The organism is Cysteiniphilum sp. QT6929, from assembly GCF_030035755.1.
Taxonomy (GTDB): Bacteria; Pseudomonadota; Gammaproteobacteria; order Francisellales; family Francisellaceae; genus Caedibacter; species Caedibacter litoralis.
Window position 1 is genome coordinate 1,721,314 of the sequence record NZ_CP103983.1, and the last position, 26,232, is coordinate 1,747,545.

Genomic DNA, 26,232 nt, shown 5'->3' on the forward strand with positions numbered 1-26,232 from the left:
AGGATGAGTAAACCATTAGTTGGCGTTGTTATGGGCTCAAAGTCCGATTGGGAAACAATGAAAAACACCACAGAGACCTTAAAGCAATTGGGTATTCCTTATGAGGTGCAAGTTGTTTCAGCGCATCGCACGCCTGATTTATTGTTTAGCTATGCGGAAACAGCCGAGCAGAAAGGACTAAAAGCCATCATTGCAGGTGCCGGAGGAGCGGCTCACCTACCAGGCATGCTTGCAGCGAAAACGCATATCCCAGTGCTTGGGGTGCCGGTGCAATCCAAAGCTTTATTAGGACAAGATTCATTATTATCTATTGTGCAAATGCCAGCAGGTATTCCGGTGGCAACATTTGCCATTGGGCGCGCGGGTGCTGTCAACGCCGCTTTGTTTGCATGCAGCATGTTGGCTGTTGAGCATCATGAATATAATGAGGCAATTAAACAATATCGTCAGACACAGACGGATAGTGTGTTAAGAGATACAGCTTTAGAATAATTTGCTATACTCGATCGTGCTGATTAAGTAAATGTTAAACATAGGAGTTGAAAATGATGAATAAAAAAAGTCTACTGAGCTTAAGCGCGCTGGCAGCAGCTGGTTTGTTGTTAGCAGGATGTGCGACAAAAACGGTGTATCTCACGCCGGATCAATATTGTCAAACTGAAACCTTACAATCCTATACAGTGAAAAAAGGTGATAGTTTAAGCAAGATTGCTAAAGCAAATAATACGACTGAAAGCTGTATTAAATCATTGAATCACTTGAAAGGAAGCGTGATTAGCCCAGAGCAAAAACTCTATCTTCCTGTCGTACCTAAGAGTAGCTGGATTTAATTGGTATTAGCAAACAACACTAATATCAACCGATGGACGCAAAGTTGAGCAGACGGCTAATGCTTCATGCACAGGGTGATTTGCAAATTTTGTAAATGGGGCATTGCCTGATGCTTTTTGATCAATTGCAGGGATTGCTTGTTGCATTAAGTTATAGTCAAAGCGTGGCGCCCATTTACGTGCGCCAAGGCGTGCAGTGGTTGAGCAGTTATCTACCATGTGCGCAACACCTTTAAAGTGCATATACGGATTAAGTGAATCAACGGCTTCAATAATTGACTCATTCACGATTTCTGAATAGCTATGACCCTTTTCAGCTAAAACATCAACTTGGGCGATAATGCAGGCAAGGTAAACACCAGCAGTAATTGGGTCATTTGGCATATTGTTATTATCGCGCCCACTACGTACTTTCTCGCCGACTTTCCACATGTCAGTGCCATCGATTTTGCCCATTGGTAGGCGTGAATGGCGTTTTCCTGCCAAGGTGACGGATCGAAATTCATTGCCACTTTCAACATCTTCATAGATCTCAAAAAGAATATCTAAGCAGGGCGTATAGGCAGCATTGTAAGCATTTTCAAATTTCTCTTTATCGGCTGAGCTAAAGCTGTCGTAAACCTTTTTAAGACCTTGTGTTGAGATGGTCTTTGAGATATTACCTGTGATTGCCTCAGCAGTACGCTTGAAAGCCTCTTCAGGATTAACGCCATTATCGGTAAAGTGGCGATAGAGTACCTCAATAATGCCATGAACGGCACCGAGTAATACGCCGCGCTCGCCAAAAATGTCTGAGCGATATTCCATCTCCATCGTCGTTGGGAAAACAAATGGCGCGCCACAGGCAATTGCCCAAGCAAGCGCATAATCAGTCGCCTTACCATTGATGTCTTGATAAACGGCAATGCTACTGTTAATGCCGGCACCATTAACTGTTTTACCTTGTTCATAAAGTCGTCTTACCGAAGGTCCCATCCCTTTTGGACACATTGCAACAATATTAATATCATTGCGAATTGGCGCATTGATTGTCTTCATGTAGCCGATTAAAAAGCCATGGGAAAAGCCAAGAGTACTTCCTGGTTTTGCCGCAGCAAAAATTTCTTTGTAAAGTTCAGCTTGTGCTGCATCTGAAATCAAAATGATCGCTAAATCAGATTTAGAAATAACGTCAAACATCTCACCCAATGTACCATCTGCTTTAGAAAAGCCTGCTGCTTCAGCAGATTTTTCTGATTTGGAATTAGCGCGCAAACCAACACACACTTTAATATCAGTATCAGCGAGTGAATCACGCAAGTTTTGCGCTTGTGCTGGACCTTGTGAGCTCCAGCCAATCACACCGATTTGTTTGATACCATCAAATGCTTGTGGCAACTTCGAGAATAAATGACGACCTCCGGCAACAATTGTTTCACTGCTGCCGCCTAAGTTGTACTCTTTAACGTCAAAAATATTGCTTTGGATTTTCATGCGGTCTTACCTCGTTGTTTTTAGTGTTTCTAATAATTAAAAATAAAAATTCGCCAATAATCTTATTGTGCTATAAAGTTTGTGTTGAAATAAAGTGAATTATCATCAATTATATATTGCGCGTATTGCAATAAAAATGATGATTAAGGTTTATCGCCACTGAAAATGTATTGTTTTTAGATAAATATTATAAAAATTAAAAAAATACTTGACCTTTATTCTGCTTAAGTAAATAATGCGCGACAGAACCAAATAGTGTACCCCGATATGTGGGCACATGTGACCCTCCCCAACATGATATTAAGGAGCTAAACATGATAACTTTTCACTCACTTCAACCACCCAGTTGTTGATCTTTTGCAGTTGGAGATAAATAGATTATTTCTATAGCTGTTTCATTAATACTTTTATATTTGATTGACTGCGTTTATAGTTTCTGACATCCGTCGCAAAATGAGTTATGCCATCTGTTATCTCGCCTCTTGCGGGAGAGATCGTATAGCCTAAGCCGTACTGGTGGTGGGTAGTTGTAACCCAGTTTGTTTTTCGTTAGTTTTGATAAATGCCAAATAGAAAGTATTCATCAAATAGTTGTAACTCCAATGCTGTAATACCAAGATAGCTCAGTCACTCGGATAATATATTATACATAGATGTGTAATGTATTTATTCTGTGGTATGTTGCGTTATTATTGAAATATTTAGCAATAAAAACAGCTGTGTTTATGCCTTATTGGTCTTCTCAATCTGTTGTCTAGCGCTTGGTTCATAAGATTAAAAAATAAAAGAAATATATTCAGTTAATACATTAAGGTGTAAGTTATGAATACAATAACATTAAAAAATAACTACAGAAAAAGAAACTACTCCCTGCATGATGTTGTTTTTGTCATGCTGGTTATTGCAGCCCTTGGGCTGATGTATTATGCGTGGATTGGCATGCATCAAAGCTTTATTAATGAATCATCTGTGGCGGCAATATCACTAGATCCAAGTCATTTGCCTTATTATACATTGCGTACGGTAATGCGCCTACTCATTGGGATGGTGTGGTCGTTTGCTTTTGCCTTAATTGCCGGTTATGCATGCGCTAAGAACAAGCACGTTGCACGCATTTTGTTACCAATTATTAACTTTATGGAATCGGTGCCTTTACTGGGTTTCTTAACCTTTACTACGGCATTCTTTTTGTTTTTATTTCCGCGTTCAGTAATGGGACTTGAAGCGGCTGCGATTTTTGGCGTGTTTACATCACAAGCATGGAATATGGCATTAATTGTTTATCAGACGATTCGCATTGTGCCGGAGGAGGTGATTGATGCGTCGCGTGTGTATAAGCTAAATGCGTGGCAGCGTTTTTGGAAGATTGAAATGCCTTACTCAGTGCCTGGGCTTTTGTGGAATGTGATGGTGTCCCAATCTGCCGCATGGTTTGCACTTGTTGCAACTGAGGCGATTCCCGTGGGTGATAAAGATGTGATGTTGCCAGGCGTTGGTGCGTATATTAGTACCGCACTTGATCACGCCAACTCGTTAGCAATCGTATATGCACTGATTGCGATTATTTTGACGATTGTTGCTTTTGATCAGTTGGTATTTCGCCCATTGGTCAAGTGGTCAAAGAAGTTTAAGTATGAACAGATAAATGTCAGTGGTGCGCATAGCTCTTGGATGCATGATTTGTGTACTAAATCAACGTGTTTTAATGCAATTGCTAAAGGCATAAAAACGGTGAGTTTTTACTTCATTAATTCACCAACAATTATTGCCAGAAAGTTGTCAATACCGCAGTTATCACTCACGCCAGCAGTTCGACACTTATCAACAGCGATTTGGTATCTGTGTATTGTTACCTTAGCTATTTGGGCAGGTTTTTCATTATGGCAGTTTTTCCCTAATGGCGATATGACCTATCTGTTACCATTAATGTGGGAGACGACGTATCGTGTCGCAATTGCCATGGGGTTAAGTATTGTGATTTGCACACCTCTAGGTATTTGGATTGGGATTTCACCGAAGCGTACCAAAATGTTGCAGCCAATTATTCAGGTAATGGCAGCTATTCCGCAACCGATTTTCTTCCCAATCGTGGCGATTTTACTGATGTTCGGTGGCGGTAGTTTAAGCATCTGGGCAATTCCACTCATTATGACAGGCACTTCTTGGTATGTGTTGTTTAATGTGATTGCTGGCGCCTCAGCTTTGCCATCGGATTTAATTGAAATGTCACGCAGCTTCCACTTAAAAGGTACTAAATGGTGGTTTAAGTTTGCAATCCCTGCGGTTTTTCCTTACATCGTTTGCGGGATTATCAGTGCCGCGGGTGGCGCGTGGAACTCAGCGATTGCTGCTGAGCTGATTACTTGGGGTGGTAAAACGATTTCAATCAGCGGCATTGGCGAGCTTGTATCACAAACCACCAGTAATAACCAAGTAGCGGAAGCAGCATTAGCCGTTAGTGCAATGTGTGTGCTTGTCGCGCTGTGTGTGATATTTATCTGGAAGCCTTTGTATAAGCTTGCGGAAACAAAATATAAAATTTAATAGGTTGACCATCGTTTCTTTGCCAACCTTATCATCAAAACGCAAATGACAGAAAGGGTGATGATCTTGGCGAAGAAGCGTGAAAAGAGGATTTGAAAATGAAAAACAATGTACTTATCGAATGCCAAAATATCGAACTTTATTTTGAAAAAGACAAAAAGCACTCACTGAAAGTGTTGGATCGCATTAATTTCACATTACATGAAAATGAAATCGTTGCCATCTTAGGTAAATCAGGTGCCGGTAAATCAAGCTTCTTACGCATTGCTGCTGGACTTTTACATCCAAGTTATGGTTCTGTGCTTTACAAAGACAAGGCAGTGACTAAGCCACTTGATAATATGAGTATGGTGTTCCAAAACTTTGCATTGCTGCCATGGTTGAACGTGGTTGACAATATTCTATTTGGTAGTGATGCATTGGGTATTTCACGTAAAATAAGTGAGCCAAAAGCGCATGAGCTTATTCAAAAAATCTCATTGCAAGGTTTTGAAAAAGCTTACGTAAACGAATTATCCGGTGGCATGAAACAACGTGTTGGCTTCGCGCGAGCGCTGATGATTGAGCCGGAGATTTTATTCTTAGATGAGCCGTTTTCATCGCTTGATATTAGTACGGCAAATACTCTGCGTAGTGATATATTAAACCTGTGGCTTAATAAGCAAATTCCAACAAAATCAATGGTGCTAGTCACTCATAGTGTCGAAGAAGCGGTGATGATGGCAGATCGCGTTATTATCTTTGATAACCATCCGGGTAAAATTGCCTATGAGCATGCGTTAAATATCCCGCGCCTAAGAGATAAGCGCTCAGCAGAAGTGTTAAAGCATATCGATCTTTTAGAGCAGAAGCTGCATAGTGTGAATTTAGGCAAAAAAGAAGATAAGGTGTTAACGATTCAGCCGTAAGAAAGCTTACACCTGCAAACAAATAACACCATTTCGCCCTGCGGCTTTCACTTGATAAAGCGCCTCATCGGCTTTATTTAAGGTGGTTTCAAAATTATTGGATTCTAGTGCGTGATACAGGTTGCTGGCAACACCAATACTTATCGTGACTTGAATTAAGCCGATCTTGGGTATGTCTTGACATACTTTCGCATTAAGTCTTTGACCGATTTCTTGCGCTTGAGGCATCGTGGTATTTGGCAAAAGAATCACATATTCATCGCCACCAAAACGTGACACGATGTCATCTTTTCGTGTGTGCTGCTTTAAAATACTTGCTACATTCTGGATGATTTTATCTCCCATAGCATGTCCGTGCTCGTCATTGATTTTTTTGAACTTATCAATATCGATAAACATCACACTATAAGGTGTACCATCACGAGTAAGCTGCTTGAAATCTTTGACGCTATCATAAAAAGCACCACGATTCATTAAACCGGTCAATTGATCGGTTGTTGCCATCAGTTCTAATTGTTTTTCACTGTAAGCAATATCAGATAAAATAACCGATATCGTTGTCGCAATAACAATTGTGATGGTCATAAGAATAAAGACATTTGTTATCTTTTGATCAGTTAATGGTAATTCAATCAAATAGTTATAGTTAGGATACGTTACACAAAAGATCATCAAAGCAACTGAAGTAAGTGACAGAAACCACTTGGTTTTGTGTTGATTAACCTCAAAGATCATGTTGCTAAAAGGAGGCACAGCCATAAAGAAAAGGTAGTTTAACAGCTCCGGTTGATACAAAAAGTAAGTAAAAATAAAGGTGTTGATAATAAAGAGTGCGCCAAGCGTGAATTTGGCTAAATAGTAATGGCGATACTTCAACAAAATAAGCGGTATGAAATAAGAAAGTACCGCACAGTAGCTATATATGCCGCCATAGATTTCTTTTTCAGTTGCAAAATGCAAAACACCAAATATGGAATTGCCAATAATAACGAGCATTAAGCTAATAAGTGTTACATGAATACGGTGCCAGTAGGATGATCTGGAGTTTTTGATGTTGAACTTATTGTTTAACCATATTTTTGCTTGTCTCATCACCAATATCCATTTGATAATTTTTATAGTTTTGTTATGTCTTAAAGTAGTACTAACTATAGTCTAAATTTGATAAAAGACTATAAAATCAGCATATTAATAACTAGTATTTGAATATACTAACGTTTGGTGTGTGTAACATGAGCATTAATTTTATAGCAAATTAACGTTATCCTAGCGGTGTTTTATCAATTGATAGAATGTTGAAAAAGATATAAAACGGGAGAAGCTATGAAACTACTTAAGAATTTATTGTTGCCAGCGATTGTTATTGGGCCATTTGTCTTTGGTGCGGCGGTTATTTTTTTGATTTATCATGTTTATGACAAAATTTAAGACTTATTGAGTTACATCCAAGTGAGGCAATATGGTTTGTGGGTGGTATATAGCTATTTAGAAGCTGTAACTTGCGTTAAACTGTAGATACTTATGATTATCTATAGGAACTTGATAATGAAAACACTTGATCAATGGCTCGATGAATACGCCCAAAGCCATCAAAATAAAACCAATAAGACGATTCACTATATTTTTGTGCCACTTATTATGTTTAGCTTAATGGGCATTTTATTGAGTATTTCTCCTTGGCTTATGTGGCTTTTAGTCGTTGTTAGCCTGATTTTTTATGCACGATTATCATTAAAGCTTAGTCTATACATGCTGGTGATTACCTTGGTTATGGTTGTGATTCTTTATCAAATACCGCAACTTTTCTGGGTGAGTTTGGTCATATTTATCGTTAGTTGGATTTTCCAATTTATTGGACACAAACTTGAGGGCAAAAAACCTTCTTTTTTTAAAGACTTACAGTTCTTGCTGATTGGACCTTTATGGGTTTTGAATCATGTTCTAAGCAGATGTAATCAAAATAAATGACCAATAGAGGCTGCATTACAACTACTCCCCATGTTGAATCAAAGTAAACGCTCATATTGACACTTTTTTGAAAGCTTGGGTCAAATGTGTTAGGGTAAAAAAGGATTGATAACAGAGGAGGAGTTTATGAGTAGGCAAAAAGGCGCCTATGCACCGGTATTTTACCCATCGATAATTTTGATTGTATTGTTTGCATTGATTGGCGTGCTATGGCCAGAGCACGCTAAATTATTTTTTGCAAGCATCCAAGGCTGGCTAACATTACAAACTGGTTGGCTTTATATTTTAGGTATGGCAATCTTTGTCTGCTTATGTATTTTCTTGATGGTTAGCCGTCTGGGGGATATCAAACTAGGTCCAGATCACAGCTTGCCTGAGCATAGCAGTATCTCTTGGTTTGCGATGTTGTTTGCAGCTGGTATGGGCATTGGCTTGATGTTCTTTAGCGTTGCCGAACCATTGCAACATTATTTGTCACCACCGGATGTCAGTGCAAGCAATAGTATTCTCGCAGCAAAGGATGCGATGAATGTCACTTTCTTTCATTGGGGGCTGCAGGCATGGTCTGTGTATGCAATTGTCGGTTTGGCTTTGGCATATTTTTCATATCGCCATAAATTACCATTACTGCCACGATCAGTACTCTACCCGCTTATTGGTAAGAGAATTTATGGTGTGATAGGGCATGTTGTTGATGTGTTTGCAATTTTAGGGACGATGTTTGGTATTGCAACCTCTTTGGGATTGGGGGCAACACAGGTTAATGCGGGATTGCATTTTTTATTTAATATCCCCGTCAATGTCCCGGTACAAACCATTTTGATTATTATCATCACACTCATTGCAACGGCTTCAGTGGCATTAGGATTGGAAAAAGGCATTAAGCTCTTAAGTAACTTCAATATTATCGTAGCTATACTTTTACTACTTTTTGTATTGTTTTTGGGAGGTTTTACCTCTTTACTGCAAGCATTTGTGCAAAACACAGGAAGTTATCTAAGTAGTATAGTTAATAAGACCTTTAATCTTTATGCTTATGAGAATAAGCAGGGCTGGTTAAGTGGTTGGACACTATTTTACTGGGGCTGGTGGATTGCATGGTCGCCGTTTGTTGGGATGTTTATCGCTAAAGTATCAAAAGGGCGTACTATTCGTGAATTCTTGGTTGGTGTGTTATTTATCCCAACCGGTTTTACCTTTCTTTGGCTAAGCGTTTTCGGTAATTCAGCTATTAATTTGGTATTGCATGATCAGTCAATAGCGTTAGTGCAGGCGGTACAGCATAATATTCCGGTGGCATTGTTTGAATTTTTACAGCACTTTCCATTATCTTCCATTACCTCAATACTTGCCTTGATTTTATTAGTGACATTTTTTGTGACTTCAGCAGATTCAGGCTCACTGGTGATTGATATTATTGCTACGGCAAACGCCAAAAAATCAATTGTATGGCAACGCATCTTTTGGTCATTACTAGAAGGATTTTTGGCAATATCTTTGCTTTATTCAGGAGGGTTAGCAGCACTGCAAACAGCAACTATTGCCAGTGCTTTTCCATTTCTAATTGTGTTGTTTTTCATGTGTATTGCATTAGTTAAAGCATTGCGTGAGGACTACTTGCGTCTATCAAGTATTCAAACACACTCAACAGCAGTACAGTACACGTCGGCAAATTCAAGCTGGCAGCAACGTTTAGATGGTCTTTTGATGTTGCCTAATCGCGTACAAGCACTGACGTTCTTAAGACAAGTAGTGCAACCGGCGATTGAAAAAGTCGGGACGCGTATTAGCAAAGAATTAGAAGTTCAAATTGTAATGGATGAAGATAAAGTACGTTTATTGATTCCAAAATCAGATGATATTGATTTTGTTTACAGTGTGCATATTCGCGCTTTTGCTTTACCAAGCTACGCTGAGGATGATGGTGATAATGAGCAAGATAAAGGTGAGCAAGAAAAACACTATTATCGTGCTGAAGTATTTTTAGAGCATGGTGGTCAGCAATATGACATTATGGGCTATACCGAAGAGCAGGTAATTGCCGATATCCTAACGCAGTATGAAAAGCATCTTTATTACATTCATGTATCAAATGCAGATAGGGCACTTATTTGATTGAATTAGTCGCACTTTGAGCTCAGACGCTTTTTGAAGCGTTGTTGTAGTTTGTTTAGAATACTACTTGCCGTTTTTTCAAACAAAAAAGGCAATATTGCATGTATCGAGCAAAAGATACCTGCTGCAATCATCAACACACCGCAATAGAGTGCTTCTTTGGCGTGTTGAAAATATCCTTCATTGATATCGTTTAAATGTTTTGTTAAATAATTCATCTTATCCTCCTTTGGGTCTCCAATTACGTATGCTAAAGGAGCGATATTGTGCTTGTCAAAATGTTACGGCGGCAATTCGCGAAAGCAGTTTTTTTTGAAAGTTAGGGTATAGCATTATTATGCCCCCTGCCATTTGGCTTCTTGTGCGGTAGTCATTAGATGGAATAAGATCTGAAAAAGGAGAGAAAACAAACAAAAGGAAAAATGTATTATGCTAAAAAGAATGACCCAATTGATGATTGCCATGGCAGCTATTTCAGTAGCGACAGCTTATGCTGAAAACCAACAAGCCCCGTGTGCTAGTGGTAGCTCGACTTGCCAGAGTATATGGATTATGTCTCCAGATAAAAACCCACAGTATAACAATCATGGGCGCGCATTTATTTCTTGTGACTCTGTTCGAGATGTTATCTGGAATGATAATACGCTAACGGTTAAATATCACCATACTCAAGGAGATGAATCAAGCGGGCATGTTGAAAATACCTGTTATGTTGGGTTTTCCAATATTTTCACTCAGAGTCAGGCCGCTAAAAGGCATGGTTATGTAACGGCAAATATTACCATTAATGGTAATTCCTCCATCAAAGATCAGATATGGCCTGCTTTTTGGTTGGTTGGACCTTCATGGCCAACATATGGTGAAATTGATCAAGCTGAATATATGGCAAAGGTGCAAAGCAATGTTACTCATAATAACTTAAATGGGGGCCCTAGCTGGGATCAAAATCATTCAAAAGCCATTGCTAATTACAATCAATTAGGTCTGGGAGACATTAATCAAAATCATCAATACGGTATCGAATGGCAGCTAAAAGGTGATATTGCCGATCCAAATCATACCTATGTGTTAACGACATATTTTGATGGTCAAGCGGTTGCTCAACCTTATACATTAAGCACTACAGATTACCCAGATAAAGCGGTGATTAAAGGCTTAGATGCCGGCAATATGACTTTGATGTTTGATACAGAAAATATTGCAGCACTCGGTGATAATAAAGACAAGGTTAAAGCATCGCCAACTTTGGATTACTCGTTAGCAGCATCTAATGTTATAGCATACGCTGTGAATGGTTAGTCTAAAAACCATCACATCGGATTCTTAGTGGAGTATCTAATTAAAGACGCTCGGCAATATTTGGTAGGAAGCAAATACAATCGTTATCTTATCTTGTAAGGCAACGATTGTATTGAAGACAAAAGGATGTCCACAATTTATTCTATATGACTTAATGATAATTACATACAGGCTAAAAAAGACGTTAGGTCAAATTTAAAAATAATCAGAAGGTAAAGGAGTAACAATGTTATATTTGAGAGAGTTTTTTATCCTAACACCATTATATGTTGCGGGTTTAATGGCGGGGCAGGCTGTGTCAGCAGACCCTATGTATATAAAAATTGTCAATGATACAAATCAGACAGTTTACCCTTTGGTAACAGCAATGGTGAATAAACAACTTATCGACTGTACGGGGGACCCTAATATAGAGAAAAATGGTATTGCGACTAATACAGCGGTGACTATAAGTTTAGCTTCAAATTGTTGGAATGCAGGGCGAGTTTTTATCGGTCAAAGCTCTATTGTTGAAATGCAACCTAATGCCCCGCTAGCTCCAGATAGCAAATATTCTTATCAGTTATTAGAGTATACTTTCAGTCATGGGGACACGGTTGACTATGATTTTTCAGCAGTTGATGCATTTAGTGATATTCCAGTTGCTATCGAAGCTTTTATGCCAACGACATCACAACCCCAAATTGGATGGGTTGGAATGAATAATCAGCAAATTTATTATCAGGATGCAATGAGCAAATTCTCAAACGCAGCTAATTGGCCATTTTATAAAGGAGATGACGGTCAACCTGTTTTGGATAAGATGCCAGGAGCATATAATTTGTTTGCTCATCCTGAGTTAGCTGAACAGAGCAAAGGGGATTTAATAAGACAATCTTTGGATCATAAGTGGTTTGATGTTTGGTACAATCAAGATAGTCAGCCCTGCGCCAGATCAGCAACAGTTTATTGTAGTGATTTCCAGAAAAAGGTCAGGGATGTTATTAATGGCTTCGTTAAAAACTATCTGCTTTCTAAAAAAGAGGCAATTACGCCTGAGAATATTGCAGCTGTTATCGCTAATGCGCAAGATCGTGCTAAGATTCTTACAAATATTTATGGATATGTACCATTTATCACCGCACCTGATCCAAAATATCCAATAGATCCCAAGAAAAACATATGGCCTTATATTGATGATCATCAAAGTATACATCTTGGACCTGATGTCATGGATCTATTGCGTGGTGGGTTAGCTGATGATAGTGATCACGCTGATAGCATTAACTACAGTGATAAATATGTGCTTGATCCGTATACTATTTTTATGCATGATAAGACACCGCCTAATTTAGGGCTACAGATATATGCTTTTTCAATTGATGATTCAATTGGGAATTTATATGTCCCCAATTACAAAGGTATAGTGATTGATGTGGGAAGCACAAAAAGTTTGCCTAATACATCACCGTATACACCACCGCCGCCACCAAGTGAGTACAATATTAATATTGGTGGTGGTTGGGCAACTATCTCGGGTAACGTATGTGGTAAAGCAGTTGCTAATGAGTCGGTCATTCCGCTGAATTTTGATAAAGCGTGTGACGTGAGTTTAACGATGAATAAAGGACAGAGCACTGACAATACACAGTTTCATTTAGAGAAAAACTCAAGCGGCAATCTTGTTCTTTCAAACTGTAGTGGAAACATTTGTCAGCAAATTAACGCTGATGCCAAAAACATTTATTTACCTGGAGCGCCTGCCTAATGGTTTCTTAAAAGCAACGTAAATAGAGGGATCAAAATTATTACATTAGCCTATTGAATAGGCATAAACATCAAATCGGCTACTTTTACCAATCACTTGGCTGGTCGGTTTTTGATGGTCAATAAAATCGCCCAAGCGCGGGCGTTTAACGACTATCTTCTTAGGGATTAATGCTTTAGCTTGTTGGAAAAGCAGCTTATTGCTTTGCTCATCAATGCCTACCAAATCATGCAATAATTGCATATTCTTTTTGACCTTGGCACTTTTGGTGCGCTCAGGAAACATTGGATCAAGATAGATTAAATCATATTTAGCCATTTGATGAACATGGTCAAGCTGAATTGAATTGGCAAAGTAAAGGCTAATTCTATCGGCAATTACTGCTAAATTTGGTTCTTCTTTGGCGCGTCGTAAGCCATCTTGAAGCAGCAAAAATACATAAGAGTTTTGCTCAATCGCATCGATAGTATGTCCACGTGCGGCAAGAGAAAAACTATCCTGCCCAAGACCTGCAGTCATATCTAGAATGCTGAGCTTATCTTTGCCTTTCCCTTCAATTGCTTTGATTAAATCAAGTTTTGCGGTATTGGGTTTGATGCGATTTTGAATATCATGACTATTGAAGTCTACGCAAAGCGTTAATGCTGAATCGCTATGCTTTAGTGTGAGCACATCATCTTCATACTCAAGAAAAAATGACTGCTTAGGGGGAATGCTTAATCTATTGATAGATATAGATTTAAGCATCTCTAAATCAGGTGAGGTTGCCGTGTTGTGTGATATGAGATAGTTTATGGATTGCATATATTAGAGGTCTTATTTTTTACGTTTAGCGCGTGGATGGGTTTGATCATAGACACTTGCCAGTTGTTGGAAATCAAGGTGTGTATAAATTTGAGTGGTTGAAATATCGCTATGTCCTAATAAGTTTTGCACAGCGACAAGATCTCTGGAGGATTCAAGTAAATGGCTGGCAAAGGCGTGCCTTAGCATATGCGGGTGAATATGCTTTGGCGCATGTTCAAGTGCAAATTTTTCAAAACGTTTTTGAATGCTGCGCGCTTGAATTGGTATACCTTTTAAGGTGGTAAAAAGATAGTCATGAGCACAGTTTAAACTCTGACGTATGTTTAACCATTTATTTATGGCGCTAATTGCTTTGTCACCAATTGGCACGATGCGTTCTTTGCTGCCCTTGCCAAGTACGCGAATGGTTTTTTGTGAGAAATCGATTTGTTCAAAACGTAATTGGGCTAATTCACTAAGGCGCAGTCCGCTGCTGTAGATAACCTCAAGCATGGCAAGGTCACGCAGCTCTAAATCATCATCGCTTTGATAATCTAGAACTTGCTGCATTTGATCAACATCGAGTGTTTTAGGAAGCTTCTTTGGTGCTTTGGGAGCTTTGATAGCATAAGAAGGATCTTCTGTGATTATTTCATTGCTTAACAAATAGCGGAAAAAAGATTTAACAGCACTTAATTTACGTTGAATGGATTTGGGACTAATACCTTGACTATGCAATGTCTTAAGCCAGAGCTTGATCTCTTGCGATGTACTTTCAGCAAGTGCCTTGTCTTTGCTTTGCAAAAAGACATCAAAGCCATGTAAATCTCGCCTGTAGGCATCGATGGTGAGATCAGAGTAATTGCGCTCAAATTTTAGGTGATGCAAAAAGTTATTAAGTTCTGAGTTCATCTAAACTTGTGCCTGCGCATGGTTTTTTTGTATTTGTCATGAGTATATACTCATCGCGACAAGAAAAAATAAAAAAAGCAGAAAAAGCAGAAAAAGCAAAAAAGCGAGTGATCCTTTGGCAAAAAAAGCAGTTCTATTAATTAATGGCGAGATCGATATCGCGTTTTGCGAATCTTATATCTGTCAGCATTTAGATGATTTACCGATTTATTGTGCTGATGGGGCGTTTAATCAGATTCAAAATGTCAAAAGTCTTGTTAACAAAGTACGGATGATTATTGGTGACGGTGACTCGATTGATCATGCTAAGCGCTTAAACATCCCATATCAGCAAGATGATGATCAATATTCTACTGATTTTGAGAAGGCGTTAAACCATTTACGACAACACGGATATCGTGAGTTATTTTTATTTGGGCTTGGTGGTCGGGAAATGGATCACTACCTTGGCAATATATCGACCTTGCTGAGGCATCAGCATCAGCTCAAATGTCAAGTGATTGATCGTTATGGTGTTTCACAGTTAATGCATCAAAGCATGCGTATAACCAATGCAAAGGGCAAGATGGTCTCAATTGTGCCGTTGTTTGAGCTTATTGATTTAACATTACAAGGATTTGCCTTTGATTTGGATCAATATACATTACGCTTTGGTGAAGAGCTGGGCATTCGTAATCATGCACTTCAAGATGAGCTGTTTATTGACTATTCACAGGGCAGTGGCTTGCTATTCTTGTCGCATGATCCCTATCATCGATCTCTGTCAAAATAAAATAGTTAGCATTGCGCAGATAAAATGATTTGTTTTTTATACAGTCTTGCTATACTGAGTGCGACTTTTTGGTCTTTGAGTGATTTTTGTTCTTATATGTGAGTGATTTTATCATGCTGCATATACCCACTAAGCGCATAAGAGTACATGGAGTCAGTAAAGTTTAATTTAAATAATATAGTAAGAGAGTATAGGATATGTCGCAACAAACAGGTGCCGTAAAATTTTTTAATGAAACAAAAGGCTTTGGTTTTATCAAGCCAGACAATGGTGGTTCTGATCTTTTCGTTCACGTAACTGCATTAAACGGTTTACAATCATTAGCTAATGATCAACGCGTTTCATTTGATATCGAAGATGGCCGCCGTGGTCCACAAGCAGTAAACGTTCAAATTGCTGGATAATTTATTTCATTAAGAGCGCTTCTAGAGGCGCTTTTTCATTACCTCAAAATATTTCATTATTGTGAGATTTGACCTCGGGGCGTAGCGCAGTCTGGTAGCGCGTTAGCATGGGGTGCTAAAGGTCGTGGGTTCAAATCCCGCCGTCCCGACCATTTTGTGGTTTTAATTTCGCCCGCTATTTTTATTCAACAATGTCAATTTGACCTTTATCGTTGGCTATGAGCAATATATCGGCAGGGTTAACTGCAAATAAACCATTGCAAACTACACCGGTGATTTGATTGATTTGCTGTTCAAGTTTCAATGGGTTATCGATCATCAGGTTATGGATATCGATAATAATATTGCCATTGTCAGTGATTACACCTTCACGATAGATCGGTTGACCGCCTAGCTTTACTAGTTCTTTGGCAACATAGCTGCGTGCCATAGGAATAACTTCAATCGGCAATGGGAAGCGTCCTAATTGAGGCACTAGCTTGGTTTGATCAATAATACAAATAAATTTGTCACTGGCAACACGGCAAATTTTCTCGCGGGTTAATGCAGCTCCGCCACCTTTGATCAGCTCTCGATGTTTGTTTGCTTCGTCAGCGCCGTCAATATAAATATCGACTTTATTTGGATAGTTTAAATCAACAACTTCAAAACCATGTGCTTTGAGGCGTTTAGTGCTTTCCTCAGAGCTTGAAACAGTCAGCTCAATTTTAGATTTAATTTTCGCAAGTTCATCAATAAAAAAGTTAACCGTTGAACCTGTACCAACACCAACGGTCATTCCCGGTTTGATATATTCAATTGCGGCAGTTGCAGCAATTTTTTTTAATTCATTTTGATCTGTTTTTTTATTGAAAAACATAAGTAGTAATATCCAATTAATCGCGTTAGGTGGCTTATTTTGGCATATTTATGGGGGATTACAAAGGTGGATCGCAGTTAAAAATAAGTCAATACTATAGATTATGATGATATGTAGTAATTAGGAATAAAGCAAAATAGTAAGAAACTCTACAGATTGTCTTGGATGGAGAGGGTGTGGAATGATCATAATATGGCGTTTGTGATCAAAATATAAGCTAAATTTATGGAAATGGCAAATTTCTCACAAAGATTTAGTTAAAATCCTACAGATTTTGATAATTGTTTTGTCCATAATGTCACTCATGCAACGGATGGCGACCTTAACGGATGAAGGTAGAAATGGATAGCCCCCCCCCCGCACGGATGAATTTTAATAGGATATGGATATCCTGAAACCCACCTAAATTTTTGCCATCTGTTGCTGAATTCCCCAGTTGATATGCTCTAAGAGCAAAGCATTGCTAACATGTGTTTGTTTGGCTTTTTCAAGCAGCATAATAATCTCTTTGGAGAAAGGCGCATTACCAAGGGCAATGTAGATATTTCTAAGCCAAGCCTGATAACCAATTCGGCGAATAGCAGAGCCTTCTGTTTTTTTCAAAAACTCTTGTTCTGACCATTGCGCTAAATCCATCAAACTTTGGTTGCTTAAGTACGCGCGTGCGAGAAAGTCGGACTCAGCGGTTACAGGGGCGCCTTTGTTAATAGGACATACCAGTTGACAGTCATCACAACCATAGATGCGATTACCAATTGCTTGGCGATATTGCATTGGAATCATACCTTTGTTTTCAATCGTTAAATAAGAGATGCATTTATTGGCATCAATGACTTTATTGTTCACTATGGCATTGGTAGGGCATGCTTTAATGCAAGCTTGGCATTTGCCACATTGATCCGTTATAGGCGATTGTGCAAATGCGCTAAAATCAAGATTAGAGTAGATGCAGCCAATAAAGAAAAATGAACCGTCAACTGGGTGTAGGAGATTGCTATTTTTACCGATCCAGCCAAGACCAGCTTTTTCAGCTAATGGCTTTTCTAACACAGGGGCACTGTCAGTGAAAACACGCGCACTGTGCTTGGGAAAAACACTTTGAATGAAATCATTTAGTTTACTTAACTTTTGGCGTAACACTTTGTGATAGTCGCGACCGTGCGCATAAACAGAAATAGCTGCATTTTCACTTGGTGTTGATAGCGTTTTGCGAATACCTTTGAAGCAATAAGCTTGGGGTAAGTAATTTAAACGCACAACAATAACACTTTTAGTGTCTGCAACAAGTTCGTGTGGCGTATAGCGTTTGCTACCATGCTTGACCATGTAATCAAGATCAGCATGATAACCTTGTTGAAGCCACTCTTGATACTTAGGGATATACTGATCAAGTAGGCAATCAGTGGCTGATATATCAGAAATACCTAGTGTGGTCAGTGCAAATTGCTTAATGCTGTTCCACTGTTCTAAGCTTACGCTGTTCGAGTTCAATGTTCTTAAGACTGTTTGAGATAGATTCACGAGGTAGGCTCGATTGTACTGCAATGCGATGGCAAATAATACAAATAATTAATAATGCAATCATGGCTTCAGGCAGATCAAAAACAGCTATTCCACCACCATAATTGCCAAGGTAAGATACAGCAGTCAACAGTACTAAATAAAGCCAGAGCCAGTAAGATTGCTTAAAATTCCAATTGATCGTGATGCTTTTATCCTTTTTGAATATCCGGTAGAGCATTAAGACAACAATGGCTATTGCAATCATAAAACTTGTTTTTGAGACGATATTCCAGCCACTCCAGTAGACAATTAAGGTGCTGGCATAAAATGCCATAACATTCCAAATCCGTGCAAAAGGAAGTCGAAATGGTCGGTGTGCTTCCGGGATACGTAGGCGCAAAGCGCTAGCACTAACAGGACCCATAATGTAGGTTAATGCAACAAGTGAAGTCAAGAAAGTTGCCATGGTTGACCAGCCAGGTAGTGGTGCAAACATCAGCATGCCAACGATGAAATTAATAATAATGCAGTAAAGTGGATTGCCTTTTGGCGTCAGTTTGGCAAATATTTGTGGAATATAGTTGTTTTGACTCATGGCAAAGATAGAGCGTGTGGCACTGCCAAAATACATCAGTCCTGCAGCAAGTGGACCAACAATTGCGCCAATGTAAATCAAGACCATTAGCCATTTAATTTCAAGCATTTTAGCGATCATTGCAAAAGGTCCAAAAGACTCGTCAGCATGACCGCCTGCAAGAGTAATATGTTGCCAGTTGTTATGTTCAACACTGCCAGAAACGGTATAGATATAAGCCGCTTGCAGCAGTAAAAAAATAATCAGGCACGCAATAATCGAACCGATAATAGCAATGGGGATGGCTTTTTTAGGGTTTTTAGTCTCACCTGCCATCTCTGCCGCAAGTTTGAACCCCGTGAAGGAAAAGGCAATGCCACCTAATGAGATGGCTGATAATACGCCTGAGCTACCATTGGGGGCAAAGCTTAGATTGGAGGATGTGACAGGAGTGCTTTGATGCAGATGATAAACAATCACTAATATGATAATCGCAATAATGCTTGGAACAATGATTTTGATGATCGTCAGAAAGTTATTTGCACGAATAAGCCAGCGTAGCGAGTAGGTATTAAGAATGCTGATTAAGAGTAATAAAATGGCAGCAAATCCAAAGCCACTAGCGCTTAAACCGCCGCTAGTGGCATTGATAAGTGTTGGGAAAAAGACAGCAAGATACTGGATGATGGCTTGAACTTCCGTTGGGGCAAGCGTTAAATAAGATAACCAGATAATCCAGGCAAAGATAAAGCTAACCAAGGTGCCATGGGTAATGTGTGGGATACGAGTGCTTGAGCCTGTGACGGGTATCATGGTGCAAATTTCAGCAAAGACAAAGGCAATAATCATGATCAATAATGCACCAATAATCCAAGATAGCATTGCGGCAGGTCCAGCATAACTTGCGGTTTGTGATGCAGCAAATAGCCAACCGGAGCCTAAAATAGCACTGATTGATGAAAATAGTAGCCCTGCGATACTTATGTTACGTGTTTTCAAATGAAGTCTCTGTTTATCATCGTGGGCAAGTACGGTAATTAAAATGAAAGCAAATTACAAGATTACTGTAAATTAAATTTGATGTGATCAATAAGTGAATACTACCCCAGCAATCGTTTTTTTAATGGTGATAAGCTAAACATAAAGCAGGTGAAAATAAGGATGCAAATTCCAATCCATAAGAATACATGTGTATAGTTATCAAGTTGAGTTAATGTATTGGTAACAGTTGCGCTTTTGGGTGAGGTGAGCGAGGCAACATAACCGCCTAATAGACTTGCAAATGCCATAAATACCCACCATAAACCAATGACAAAACCGGTAAAGCGTAGCGGTACTAACTGTGCGACCATTGCGAGTCCTAGTGCTGAGATTAATAGCTCGCCAGTTGATTGCAAAAAGTAGCTTAAAATAAGCCAGTTGCTAGAAATAATTCCTGCATCATTAGCAAAAAACTTAGAGCAATAAAGTGTAATAAAAGATAAGCTCAACAATAGCATGCCTAAGGTGAACTTATGATAAATACTTAAAGAATATTTGGTATTGTTAGACTTCGTATAATAGTAAGCAAGAATAGGGCTCATGATAACAACCCATATTGGATTTAATGCTTGGAATGTTTCTGGCGCTATGGGAATGCCAAAAATGCTATGTACGGTGTTGTTAATGGCGTAAAAATTGATAGAAGTTTGCATCTGCATATAAGATATTTTATAGGCAATTGCTTCAGTCATTAGGATAAGTGCTAACAGCATTTTAAAAAAGAATCCTTCCTTTTTTATGCTGAACATTAACCATAAATAAGCAAGCAAAGTAACTGTGAACGTAAGTACAACGATAGACTTAGCCAAGGCGATATTATTCAGTAGCCTTTCTACGATAAAAACCAAGACAATAACGCTAATAATAGTCAGAACGAGTGCTTTAATATTTAGCGGCTTCGCGCCTGCCTCAGTATGCACATTCTTCATGGTGAAGCCAAACCCAACAAAGGTTAGCAGTGATAAAAAGGTGGCAATAACCGCAGCAGAAAAAGCTGCTGAATAGCCAAAGTTGTGCGCAAGGGTCGGCACGATAAATAAACCTAACATCGACCCGATATTGATTGCCATGTAGAAAAGCGTAAAGGCATTATGTAGGCGGTTACCATCATCTTGAGGGTAACATTTAGCGAGTAAGCTAGATGGGTTGGATTTAAACAATCCTGTACCGATGCAAATAAGCGACATGGCATAATAGACGGTATTTACACTATTGAGAGTCATTAATATGTAGCCGGCAAGTAAGGTAATTAACCCCAAAATAATGGTGCGTTTGGCACCAAGGATCTTGTCGCCAAGGTAGCCGCCAAGAACAATAAATGCATAAACTAAAGCAGCAAAAGCACCGTATAAAATAAAGGCTTGATCCGTTGGCATGTTAAGTTTTCGTGTAAGATAAACTGCGAGTATTCCTGTTAGCGCCATGTAACCAAAGCGCTCCCAAACCTCAAGCATAAAAATCGTGTAGAATGCTTTTGGGTGCTTGCGTGCTATTGTTTCCATTATTAAACCTTGTGTTTTAGGCATTTTTTGATCTAAAAATGCTATCCATATTTTAAGTGTCAGCAGTATATACTGCTGACTTTCCTGGATAAAGAAAATTTAAAATGTAATAGCTCAAAAAACACAGATGATTTGTAATGAACATAGTAATAATGCTGTAGCTTCCAAGATTCAACCCGCTTAATGATTGTGTTACAATCGGGTCATTCTTTTTTGCGGTATGACAGCATGGATAAAATTACAATTAAAGGTGCGAAAACGCATAATCTTAAAAATATCGATTTAGAGATCCCTCGCGATAAATTAACGGTTATTACAGGTTTAAGTGGTTCAGGTAAATCATCATTGGCATTTGATACACTTTACGCTGAAGGGCAGCGGCGCTATGTTGAGTCATTATCAAGTTACGCTAGGCAATTCCTATCGTTAATGGATAAACCCGAGGTTGAACATATTGAAGGTTTGTCCCCTGCGATTTCGATTGAGCAAAAAACCACATCGCATAATCCACGTTCAACAGTAGGGACAGTCACTGAAATTTATGATTACTTGCGTGTGTTATTTGCACGTATTGGTGAGCCGATGTGTCCTGTACATAAGGTGGAATTAAAGGCGCAAACGATTAGCCAGATGGTCGATCATACATTGAGTTTTGATGATGAGACAAAACTTATGATTGTCGCTCCCGTGATTGTTGATAAAAAGGGTGAGCATATTCAATTGATGGAAAAGCTCTATGCGGAGGGGTATTTGCGCGCGCGCATTAATGGTGAGCTATATGAGTTGAGTGATCCACCTAAATTGGATCGCTATAAAAAGCATACGATTGAAGTAGTAGTTGATCGATTTAAACCACAAAAGAAAAATCAGCAGCGGTTAGCAGAGTCCTTTGAAACAGCATTAGATTTATCAGCAGGCATTGCTAAGCTTGTGTTTTTGGATGGTGAGCAAGATGATATTATTTTTTCATCCAAGCATGCCTGTCCGCACTGTAATTACTCGCTTAAGGAATTGGCACCGAGAATATTTTCATTCAATAGTCCCATCGGTGCTTGCCCAAGCTGTGATGGCTTAGGAACTAAGGCTTACTTTGATGCGGATAAAATTATTGTTGATGAGCATTTAAGTTTAAACCAAGGCGCATTGCATGGCTGGGATAAGCGTAATGGTTATTACTTTGCGCAATTAGAAGCGTTGGCTCGGCATTTTGATTTCTCACTGGATACCCCGTTTAATAAGCTCACCGATGCGCAAAAAGAATTGGTGCTAAATGGTTCAGGAAAAACTGAGATTAATATTTATTTTAAAAGCTCAGGTGGTAGAGAATATCGAGCACAGAAACCATTTGAGGGTGTATTGGCAAATTTCGAGCGTCGTTATAAAGAAACTGACTCAAACATGATTCGTGAAGAATTAAGTAAACTAATGAGTAATTTACCGTGCCCAAGTTGCAATGAAACGCGCTTAAATGAGGGTGCGCGCAATGTATTTATTGCCGGTAAAAATATCGCGCAATTAACAGCGCTGTCGATAAAAGATAGTGTTAAATGGTTAGATGATTTATCACTTAGTGGTCAAAAGCACGTGATTGCTGAGCGCTTGCTCAAAGAAATTCTGGCGCGTTTGGGCTTCTTAGTTAATGTCGGCTTGGATTATTTAAATCTATCACGGCAAGCCGATACGCTCTCAGGTGGAGAGGCACAGCGTATTCGCTTAGCCAGTCAAATTGGTGCAGGCTTGGTTGGAGTCATGTATATTCTCGATGAACCATCGATTGGACTACATCAACGTGATAATCAAAAGCTATTAGACACCTTGCATCATTTACGTGATTTAGGTAATACGGTGATTGTGGTAGAGCATGATGAAGATGCGATTAAACAAGCCGATCATATTATTGATATAGGACCTGGTGCTGGTATTCATGGTGGGCAAATCGTCGCTGAAGGGCGTTTAAGTGAAATCATTGATAATAAAAATTCATTAACGGCTGACTATCTTTCCAAGCGCAAACAAATTGCGATTAATGGCAAAAAATTAAAGCCACAAAAAGGGCAATATGTTGAGATCTATGGTGCTAAAGGCAATAACTTGCAAAATGTTAATTTAAAAATTCCTTTGGGTTTATTAACTTGTGTCACCGGAGTATCTGGCTCAGGCAAGTCAACCTTGATTAATCGCACGCTTTATCCCTTAGCGGCAAAATTGTTGAATAAAAACAACAGCATCACAGCGCAAGCCTATGATAAGCATAAAGGTTTTGAGCTACTGGATAAGGTTATCGATATCGATCAAAGTCCGATTGGGCGCACACCGCGTTCAAATCCGGCAACCTATACCGGTGTTTTTACACCCATTCGTGAGCTGTTTGCAGCAACTGCGGAGTCTCGTTCACGTGGCTATCAGGTGGGACGTTTTAGCTTTAATGTCAAAGGTGGGCGTTGTGAAGCATGCCAAGGTGATGGTGTGTTAAAGGTGGAAATGCACTTTTTACCGGATGTTTATGTGGCATGCGATGTTTGCCAAGGCAAACGTTATAATCGTGAGACTTTAGAGATTCAATACAAAGGCAAAACCATCAGCGAAGTGCTTGATATGAGTATTGAAGAAGCTTTAGAGTTTTTCTCAGCCGTGCCACAAATTAAGCGTCGTTTACAGACATTAATGGATGTTGGTTTGTCGTATATCACCTTGGGGCAAAATGCGACCACCTTGTCAGGTGGTGAGGCGCAAAGGGTGAAATTAGCCAAAGAGCTCTCAAAAACCGCAACCGGCAAAACGTTATATATCCTCGATGAACCGACTACAGGACTGCATTTTCATGATATCCAGCAATTACTTAATGTCATTATGCGTTTGCGTGAGCAAGGCAATACCATTGTTATCATCGAGCATAATTTAGATGTAATCAAAGTGGCAGATTGGATTATTGATTTGGGTCCTGAAGGGGGTGATGGTGGCGGTCAGATTATTGCCGAAGGTGCGCCAGCAAGCATTGCTAAAAATGCGCAGTCGCACACCGGCAGATTTTTAAAGATGATGCTGTAATATCCAAAGGGGGAGGATATGTTAAGACGTATAATTGTTTTACTGGGGACATTAACGATTATTTTTTCAGTGTATATTCCGTGGTTTAAGGCAGGTAAACATAAGAAGGTAACGCATAAAACTGTGATGTCTAGCATCCATTCAGCCAGTGATTTAAAGCAGTATTTGCGAGGTTAATGTGAAATATATAGATCTCTGATAGCAATTTATCAAATGATTGTTATACTATGTATAACTTAAGTAACTGGAGTCTATCATGCATACAAACGCAAAAATTCTCAAATGGGGAAATAGTCTTGGGATTAGATTATCAGGCGCGCTCAGAGATTTAACGGACTTTAAGGCTGGAACGATTGTTGATGTTGAAATAAAGGCAGATGGTTTATTCATACGCAAAGCTAAACAAAAAACAATTTTGCCATTTTCGGAGTCATCATTACTTGATGGCTTAGATGAAAGCAGTCACAAAGATTTAATAGTTAAGCCTCAAGGCAATGAATGGCATGACTAAGCAGTATATTCCAGAGCGAAACGATATTGTCTGGCTTGACTTTGAGCCAACAAAAGGCAAGGAAATTGGCAAGTATCGCCCTGCTTTTGTCTTATCATCCAAAGAATATAATTCAAAAACAGCGACACTTATTTGCTGCCCAGTGAGTACATCTATTCGTGGCGGGGCTACCGAGGTCCTTATTAATAATATTGATAACTCATCTGTTGTAGCATCATCAATTGTGCAAACATTATCGTGGAAAGAGCGCAAATGCCGATTCATTGCTAAGGCAGAAAAAGGTGTGTTTAAAGACGTGATCCTTAGATTATTGCCTTTAATTGGTGCTGAAGAAATAATAGATGATCTTTTAAGCAGTAGATGAGCCAATCAAAGCTAGCGCAGATTGGCACCAATAGAGGCTAAACGTTTTTTTAAACTTGGGTGGGTGGAAAACATATCATCCATACCGCCTGCGGCAAACTTACTACTAGCTGGATCATAAAGATAAGAGGCGCGACGCATACGTTCATTGCTATTGTGCGCATAGCTTTGCGCAGTTTGCGGCTCGTTATGATTTTGACTGATTTTAATCAGTGCATTCGCCATCGGCTTGTTATCACGCATCAGCTCAACGGCACCAGCATCCGCCATATACTCGCGTGTACGACTTAAGAACAGTACCATCATACTGGTAATAATGGGTAGTATGAAACGCAGCAGCATAATCACCATAAAGATGATCGCCATCGCATTGCCACCATTATTGTTATCGCGACGATTGCGATTGCCACCAAAAAGTGTCGAGTAAAATAAAAACTCAATCATAAACATCAGCATATTCGATAGCACGACGGTAAATAGATTAAGCTTAATGTCTTGATTGCGAATATGGGTTAACTCGTGCGCCATAACTGCTTGCAACTCATCGCGATTTAAACGATTAGCAAGTGCACGTGTGACCGCAACCATAGAGGATTTTTCAGAGAAACCTGAAGCAAAGGCATTCATATAATCCGCTTCAATCAAATAGACCTTGGGCATATAGGGCATGTTAGCTGCAATCTTCATCTCTTCAGTGACGTTATAAATGCGCTGACAAAGTGGATCAGGGTCATTTGCGCTAATCTCGCGATACTGAGTTCCTGCAAGCATGATTTTGTCATAATAGCTAAAGGTTACCAACAGCCAAATAAATGCAATTATAGTGGATATGATCGTTGCCCATGGTGTGAGTTTCAAGGTTGCCACAAGATAAGCAATATCACCAAAACTTAGGCGATATCCTGCGTAAGTCATCATGCCGCCGTATTGCCCATAGCGCCAGACAAGATCGATTAAAAAACCAAGCGCGAAAAAGATAATTAAAAATAAAGCGATAACGATATATGACTTGCGCGTATTCTTCTTAACGACTTCACGCCAATCAACACCGTTGATATCAATTGCAGCCATGG

Annotated in this window: 24 protein-coding genes and 1 tRNA gene; 15 read left to right on the plus strand and 10 right to left on the minus strand. The window is 39.3% G+C overall.

What is annotated here, in order from left to right; translation table 11 throughout:
* Positions 1-3 precede the first annotated feature (3 nt).
* Together purE and NYP54_RS07530 are read left to right on the plus strand one after the other, a co-directional pair.
* Positions 4-492, plus strand: a complete 489-nt coding sequence (gene purE, locus NYP54_RS07525; protein WP_283155992.1) for a 5-(carboxyamino)imidazole ribonucleotide mutase — start codon at positions 4-6, stop codon at positions 490-492.
* A 53-nt stretch (positions 493-545) separates the two neighbouring features.
* Positions 546-830 carry a LysM peptidoglycan-binding domain-containing protein gene (locus NYP54_RS07530; RefSeq protein ID WP_283155993.1) on the plus strand — a complete coding sequence of 95 codons (285 nt, stop codon included), beginning with the start codon at positions 546-548 and terminating at the stop codon, positions 828-830.
* 6 nt (positions 831-836) lie between these two features.
* On the opposite strand, the gene NYP54_RS07535 is transcribed toward NYP54_RS07530, so the two are convergent.
* The gene (locus tag NYP54_RS07535) at positions 837-2,303 is read right to left on the minus strand and encodes a ketol-acid reductoisomerase (RefSeq protein WP_283155994.1); all 1,467 of its coding nucleotides are present in this window, start codon (positions 2,301-2,303) and stop codon (positions 837-839) included.
* 822 nt (positions 2,304-3,125) lie between these two features.
* On the opposite strand from NYP54_RS07535, the gene NYP54_RS07540 reads away from it, so the two are divergent.
* Both NYP54_RS07540 and NYP54_RS07545 read left to right on the plus strand, forming a co-directional pair.
* The gene (locus NYP54_RS07540) at positions 3,126-4,847 is read left to right on the plus strand and encodes an ABC transporter permease subunit (protein ID WP_283155995.1); all 1,722 of its coding nucleotides are present in this window, start codon (positions 3,126-3,128) and stop codon (positions 4,845-4,847) included.
* A gap of 98 nt (positions 4,848-4,945) precedes the next feature.
* Entirely contained in the window at positions 4,946-5,755 is an 810-nt protein-coding gene (locus NYP54_RS07545) for an ABC transporter ATP-binding protein (protein ID WP_283155996.1), read from the plus strand.
* 6 nt (positions 5,756-5,761) lie between these two features.
* Here the strand turns inward: NYP54_RS07545 and NYP54_RS07550 are convergent, their stop codons facing one another.
* Positions 5,762-6,847 carry a GGDEF domain-containing protein gene (locus NYP54_RS07550; RefSeq protein ID WP_283155997.1) on the minus strand — a complete coding sequence of 362 codons (1,086 nt, stop codon included), beginning with the start codon at positions 6,845-6,847 and terminating at the stop codon, positions 5,762-5,764.
* Between the two features lie 453 nt (positions 6,848-7,300).
* Between NYP54_RS07550 and NYP54_RS07555 the strand changes: the two genes are divergently transcribed.
* Positions 7,301-7,723 carry an Mpo1-like protein gene (locus NYP54_RS07555; RefSeq protein ID WP_283155998.1) on the plus strand — a complete coding sequence of 141 codons (423 nt, stop codon included), beginning with the start codon at positions 7,301-7,303 and terminating at the stop codon, positions 7,721-7,723.
* 126 nt (positions 7,724-7,849) lie between these two features.
* Complete coding sequence (betT, locus tag NYP54_RS07560) at positions 7,850-9,838, plus strand: choline BCCT transporter BetT (RefSeq protein ID WP_283155999.1); 1,989 nt, start codon at positions 7,850-7,852, stop codon at positions 9,836-9,838.
* A gap of 5 nt (positions 9,839-9,843) precedes the next feature.
* Here betT and NYP54_RS07565 read toward each other — a convergent pair whose 3' ends face one another.
* Positions 9,844-10,056 (minus strand): DUF6356 family protein, encoded by a 213-nt coding sequence (locus NYP54_RS07565; RefSeq protein WP_283156000.1) that lies wholly within the window; start codon positions 10,054-10,056, stop codon positions 9,844-9,846.
* Positions 10,057-10,267: 211 nt separating this feature from the next.
* Between NYP54_RS07565 and NYP54_RS07570 the strand changes: the two genes are divergently transcribed.
* Entirely contained in the window at positions 10,268-11,137 is an 870-nt protein-coding gene (locus tag NYP54_RS07570) for a family 16 glycosylhydrolase (protein WP_283156001.1), read from the plus strand.
* Between the two features lie 226 nt (positions 11,138-11,363).
* Positions 11,364-12,884: a hypothetical protein gene (locus NYP54_RS07575; protein WP_283156002.1), complete on the plus strand. Its 1,521-nt coding sequence runs from the start codon at positions 11,364-11,366 to the stop codon at positions 12,882-12,884.
* Between the two features lie 45 nt (positions 12,885-12,929).
* Here NYP54_RS07575 and NYP54_RS07580 read toward each other — a convergent pair whose 3' ends face one another.
* Both NYP54_RS07580 and xerC read right to left on the minus strand, forming a co-directional pair.
* The gene (locus NYP54_RS07580; RefSeq protein WP_283156003.1) at positions 12,930-13,688 is read right to left on the minus strand and encodes a class I SAM-dependent methyltransferase; all 759 of its coding nucleotides are present in this window, start codon (positions 13,686-13,688) and stop codon (positions 12,930-12,932) included.
* 12 nt (positions 13,689-13,700) lie between these two features.
* Positions 13,701-14,582, minus strand: a complete 882-nt coding sequence (gene xerC / locus NYP54_RS07585) for a tyrosine recombinase XerC (RefSeq protein ID WP_283156004.1) — start codon at positions 14,580-14,582, stop codon at positions 13,701-13,703.
* A gap of 115 nt (positions 14,583-14,697) precedes the next feature.
* On the opposite strand from xerC, the gene NYP54_RS07590 reads away from it, so the two are divergent.
* The 3 genes from NYP54_RS07590 to NYP54_RS07600 all read left to right on the plus strand — a co-directional run bounded on the left by NYP54_RS07590 (position 14,698) and on the right by NYP54_RS07600 (position 15,910).
* On the plus strand, positions 14,698-15,354 hold the full coding sequence (locus NYP54_RS07590; RefSeq protein ID WP_283156005.1) for a thiamine diphosphokinase: 657 nt from the start codon (positions 14,698-14,700) through the stop codon (positions 15,352-15,354).
* A gap of 197 nt (positions 15,355-15,551) precedes the next feature.
* On the plus strand, positions 15,552-15,758 hold the full coding sequence (locus NYP54_RS07595) for a cold-shock protein (RefSeq protein WP_117003029.1): 207 nt from the start codon (positions 15,552-15,554) through the stop codon (positions 15,756-15,758).
* 75 nt (positions 15,759-15,833) lie between these two features.
* Positions 15,834-15,910, plus strand: a tRNA-Pro gene (locus NYP54_RS07600).
* A gap of 29 nt (positions 15,911-15,939) precedes the next feature.
* On the opposite strand, the gene rpiA is transcribed toward NYP54_RS07600, so the two are convergent.
* From rpiA to NYP54_RS07620, 4 genes are all read right to left on the minus strand, one after another.
* Positions 15,940-16,617 (minus strand): ribose-5-phosphate isomerase RpiA, encoded by a 678-nt coding sequence (gene rpiA, locus NYP54_RS07605; RefSeq protein ID WP_283156006.1) that lies wholly within the window; start codon positions 16,615-16,617, stop codon positions 15,940-15,942.
* 402 nt (positions 16,618-17,019) lie between these two features.
* Positions 17,020-18,108 carry a tRNA epoxyqueuosine(34) reductase QueG gene (gene queG / locus NYP54_RS07610; RefSeq protein WP_283156007.1) on the minus strand — a complete coding sequence of 363 codons (1,089 nt, stop codon included), beginning with the start codon at positions 18,106-18,108 and terminating at the stop codon, positions 17,020-17,022.
* Positions 18,065-19,693, minus strand: coding sequence for an APC family permease (locus NYP54_RS07615; protein WP_283156008.1), 1,629 nt, complete (start codon positions 19,691-19,693; stop codon positions 18,065-18,067). Before NYP54_RS07615 ends, queG begins: the two co-directional genes overlap by 44 nt.
* A 101-nt stretch (positions 19,694-19,794) precedes the next feature.
* Positions 19,795-21,237 carry an oligopeptide:H+ symporter gene (locus NYP54_RS07620; RefSeq protein WP_283156009.1) on the minus strand — a complete coding sequence of 481 codons (1,443 nt, stop codon included), beginning with the start codon at positions 21,235-21,237 and terminating at the stop codon, positions 19,795-19,797.
* A 228-nt stretch (positions 21,238-21,465) separates the two neighbouring features.
* Here NYP54_RS07620 and uvrA point away from each other — a divergent pair, with 228 nt between their 5' ends.
* The 4 genes from uvrA (at position 21,466) to NYP54_RS07640 (ending at position 25,160) form a co-directional block, all read left to right on the plus strand.
* Complete coding sequence (uvrA, locus tag NYP54_RS07625) at positions 21,466-24,285, plus strand: excinuclease ABC subunit UvrA (protein ID WP_283156010.1); 2,820 nt, start codon at positions 21,466-21,468, stop codon at positions 24,283-24,285.
* Positions 24,286-24,303: 18 nt separating this feature from the next.
* Positions 24,304-24,462 (plus strand): hypothetical protein, encoded by a 159-nt coding sequence (locus NYP54_RS07630; protein ID WP_157968275.1) that lies wholly within the window; start codon positions 24,304-24,306, stop codon positions 24,460-24,462.
* A gap of 79 nt (positions 24,463-24,541) precedes the next feature.
* Positions 24,542-24,796, plus strand: a complete 255-nt coding sequence (locus tag NYP54_RS07635; protein ID WP_117003032.1) for a transcriptional regulator — start codon at positions 24,542-24,544, stop codon at positions 24,794-24,796.
* Positions 24,789-25,160 carry a type II toxin-antitoxin system PemK/MazF family toxin gene (locus NYP54_RS07640; RefSeq protein ID WP_283156011.1) on the plus strand — a complete coding sequence of 124 codons (372 nt, stop codon included), beginning with the start codon at positions 24,789-24,791 and terminating at the stop codon, positions 25,158-25,160. Before NYP54_RS07635 ends, NYP54_RS07640 begins: the two co-directional genes overlap by 8 nt.
* A gap of 11 nt (positions 25,161-25,171) precedes the next feature.
* On the opposite strand, the gene htpX is transcribed toward NYP54_RS07640, so the two are convergent.
* The gene (gene htpX / locus NYP54_RS07645; RefSeq protein ID WP_283156012.1) at positions 25,172-26,230 is read right to left on the minus strand and encodes a zinc metalloprotease HtpX; all 1,059 of its coding nucleotides are present in this window, start codon (positions 26,228-26,230) and stop codon (positions 25,172-25,174) included.
* Between the last annotated feature and the right edge of the window lie 2 nt (positions 26,231-26,232).

Coding starts and splice junctions, on each gene's coding strand:
- purE (WP_283155992.1), top strand. CDS start 4: ATGAGTAAACCATTAGTTGGCGTTGTTATGGGCTCAAAGTCCGATTGG.
- NYP54_RS07530 (WP_283155993.1), top strand. CDS start 546: ATGATGAATAAAAAAAGTCTACTGAGCTTAAGCGCGCTGGCAGCAGCT.
- NYP54_RS07535 (WP_283155994.1), bottom strand. CDS start 2,303: ATGAAAATCCAAAGCAATATTTTTGACGTTAAAGAGTACAACTTAGGC.
- NYP54_RS07540 (WP_283155995.1), top strand. CDS start 3,126: ATGAATACAATAACATTAAAAAATAACTACAGAAAAAGAAACTACTCC.
- NYP54_RS07545 (WP_283155996.1), top strand. CDS start 4,946: ATGAAAAACAATGTACTTATCGAATGCCAAAATATCGAACTTTATTTT.
- NYP54_RS07550 (WP_283155997.1), bottom strand. CDS start 6,847: ATGAGACAAGCAAAAATATGGTTAAACAATAAGTTCAACATCAAAAAC.
- NYP54_RS07555 (WP_283155998.1), top strand. CDS start 7,301: ATGAAAACACTTGATCAATGGCTCGATGAATACGCCCAAAGCCATCAA.
- betT (WP_283155999.1), top strand. CDS start 7,850: ATGAGTAGGCAAAAAGGCGCCTATGCACCGGTATTTTACCCATCGATA.
- NYP54_RS07565 (WP_283156000.1), bottom strand. CDS start 10,056: ATGAATTATTTAACAAAACATTTAAACGATATCAATGAAGGATATTTT.
- NYP54_RS07570 (WP_283156001.1), top strand. CDS start 10,268: ATGCTAAAAAGAATGACCCAATTGATGATTGCCATGGCAGCTATTTCA.
- NYP54_RS07575 (WP_283156002.1), top strand. CDS start 11,364: ATGTTATATTTGAGAGAGTTTTTTATCCTAACACCATTATATGTTGCG.
- NYP54_RS07580 (WP_283156003.1), bottom strand. CDS start 13,688: ATGCAATCCATAAACTATCTCATATCACACAACACGGCAACCTCACCT.
- xerC (WP_283156004.1), bottom strand. CDS start 14,582: ATGAACTCAGAACTTAATAACTTTTTGCATCACCTAAAATTTGAGCGC.
- NYP54_RS07595 (WP_117003029.1), top strand. CDS start 15,552: ATGTCGCAACAAACAGGTGCCGTAAAATTTTTTAATGAAACAAAAGGC.
- rpiA (WP_283156006.1), bottom strand. CDS start 16,617: ATGTTTTTCAATAAAAAAACAGATCAAAATGAATTAAAAAAAATTGCT.
- NYP54_RS07620 (WP_283156009.1), bottom strand. CDS start 21,237: ATGGAAACAATAGCACGCAAGCACCCAAAAGCATTCTACACGATTTTT.
- uvrA (WP_283156010.1), top strand. CDS start 21,466: ATGGATAAAATTACAATTAAAGGTGCGAAAACGCATAATCTTAAAAAT.
- NYP54_RS07630 (WP_157968275.1), top strand. CDS start 24,304: ATGTTAAGACGTATAATTGTTTTACTGGGGACATTAACGATTATTTTT.
- NYP54_RS07635 (WP_117003032.1), top strand. CDS start 24,542: ATGCATACAAACGCAAAAATTCTCAAATGGGGAAATAGTCTTGGGATT.
- NYP54_RS07640 (WP_283156011.1), top strand. CDS start 24,789: ATGACTAAGCAGTATATTCCAGAGCGAAACGATATTGTCTGGCTTGAC.
- htpX (WP_283156012.1), bottom strand. CDS start 26,230: ATGGCTGCAATTGATATCAACGGTGTTGATTGGCGTGAAGTCGTTAAG.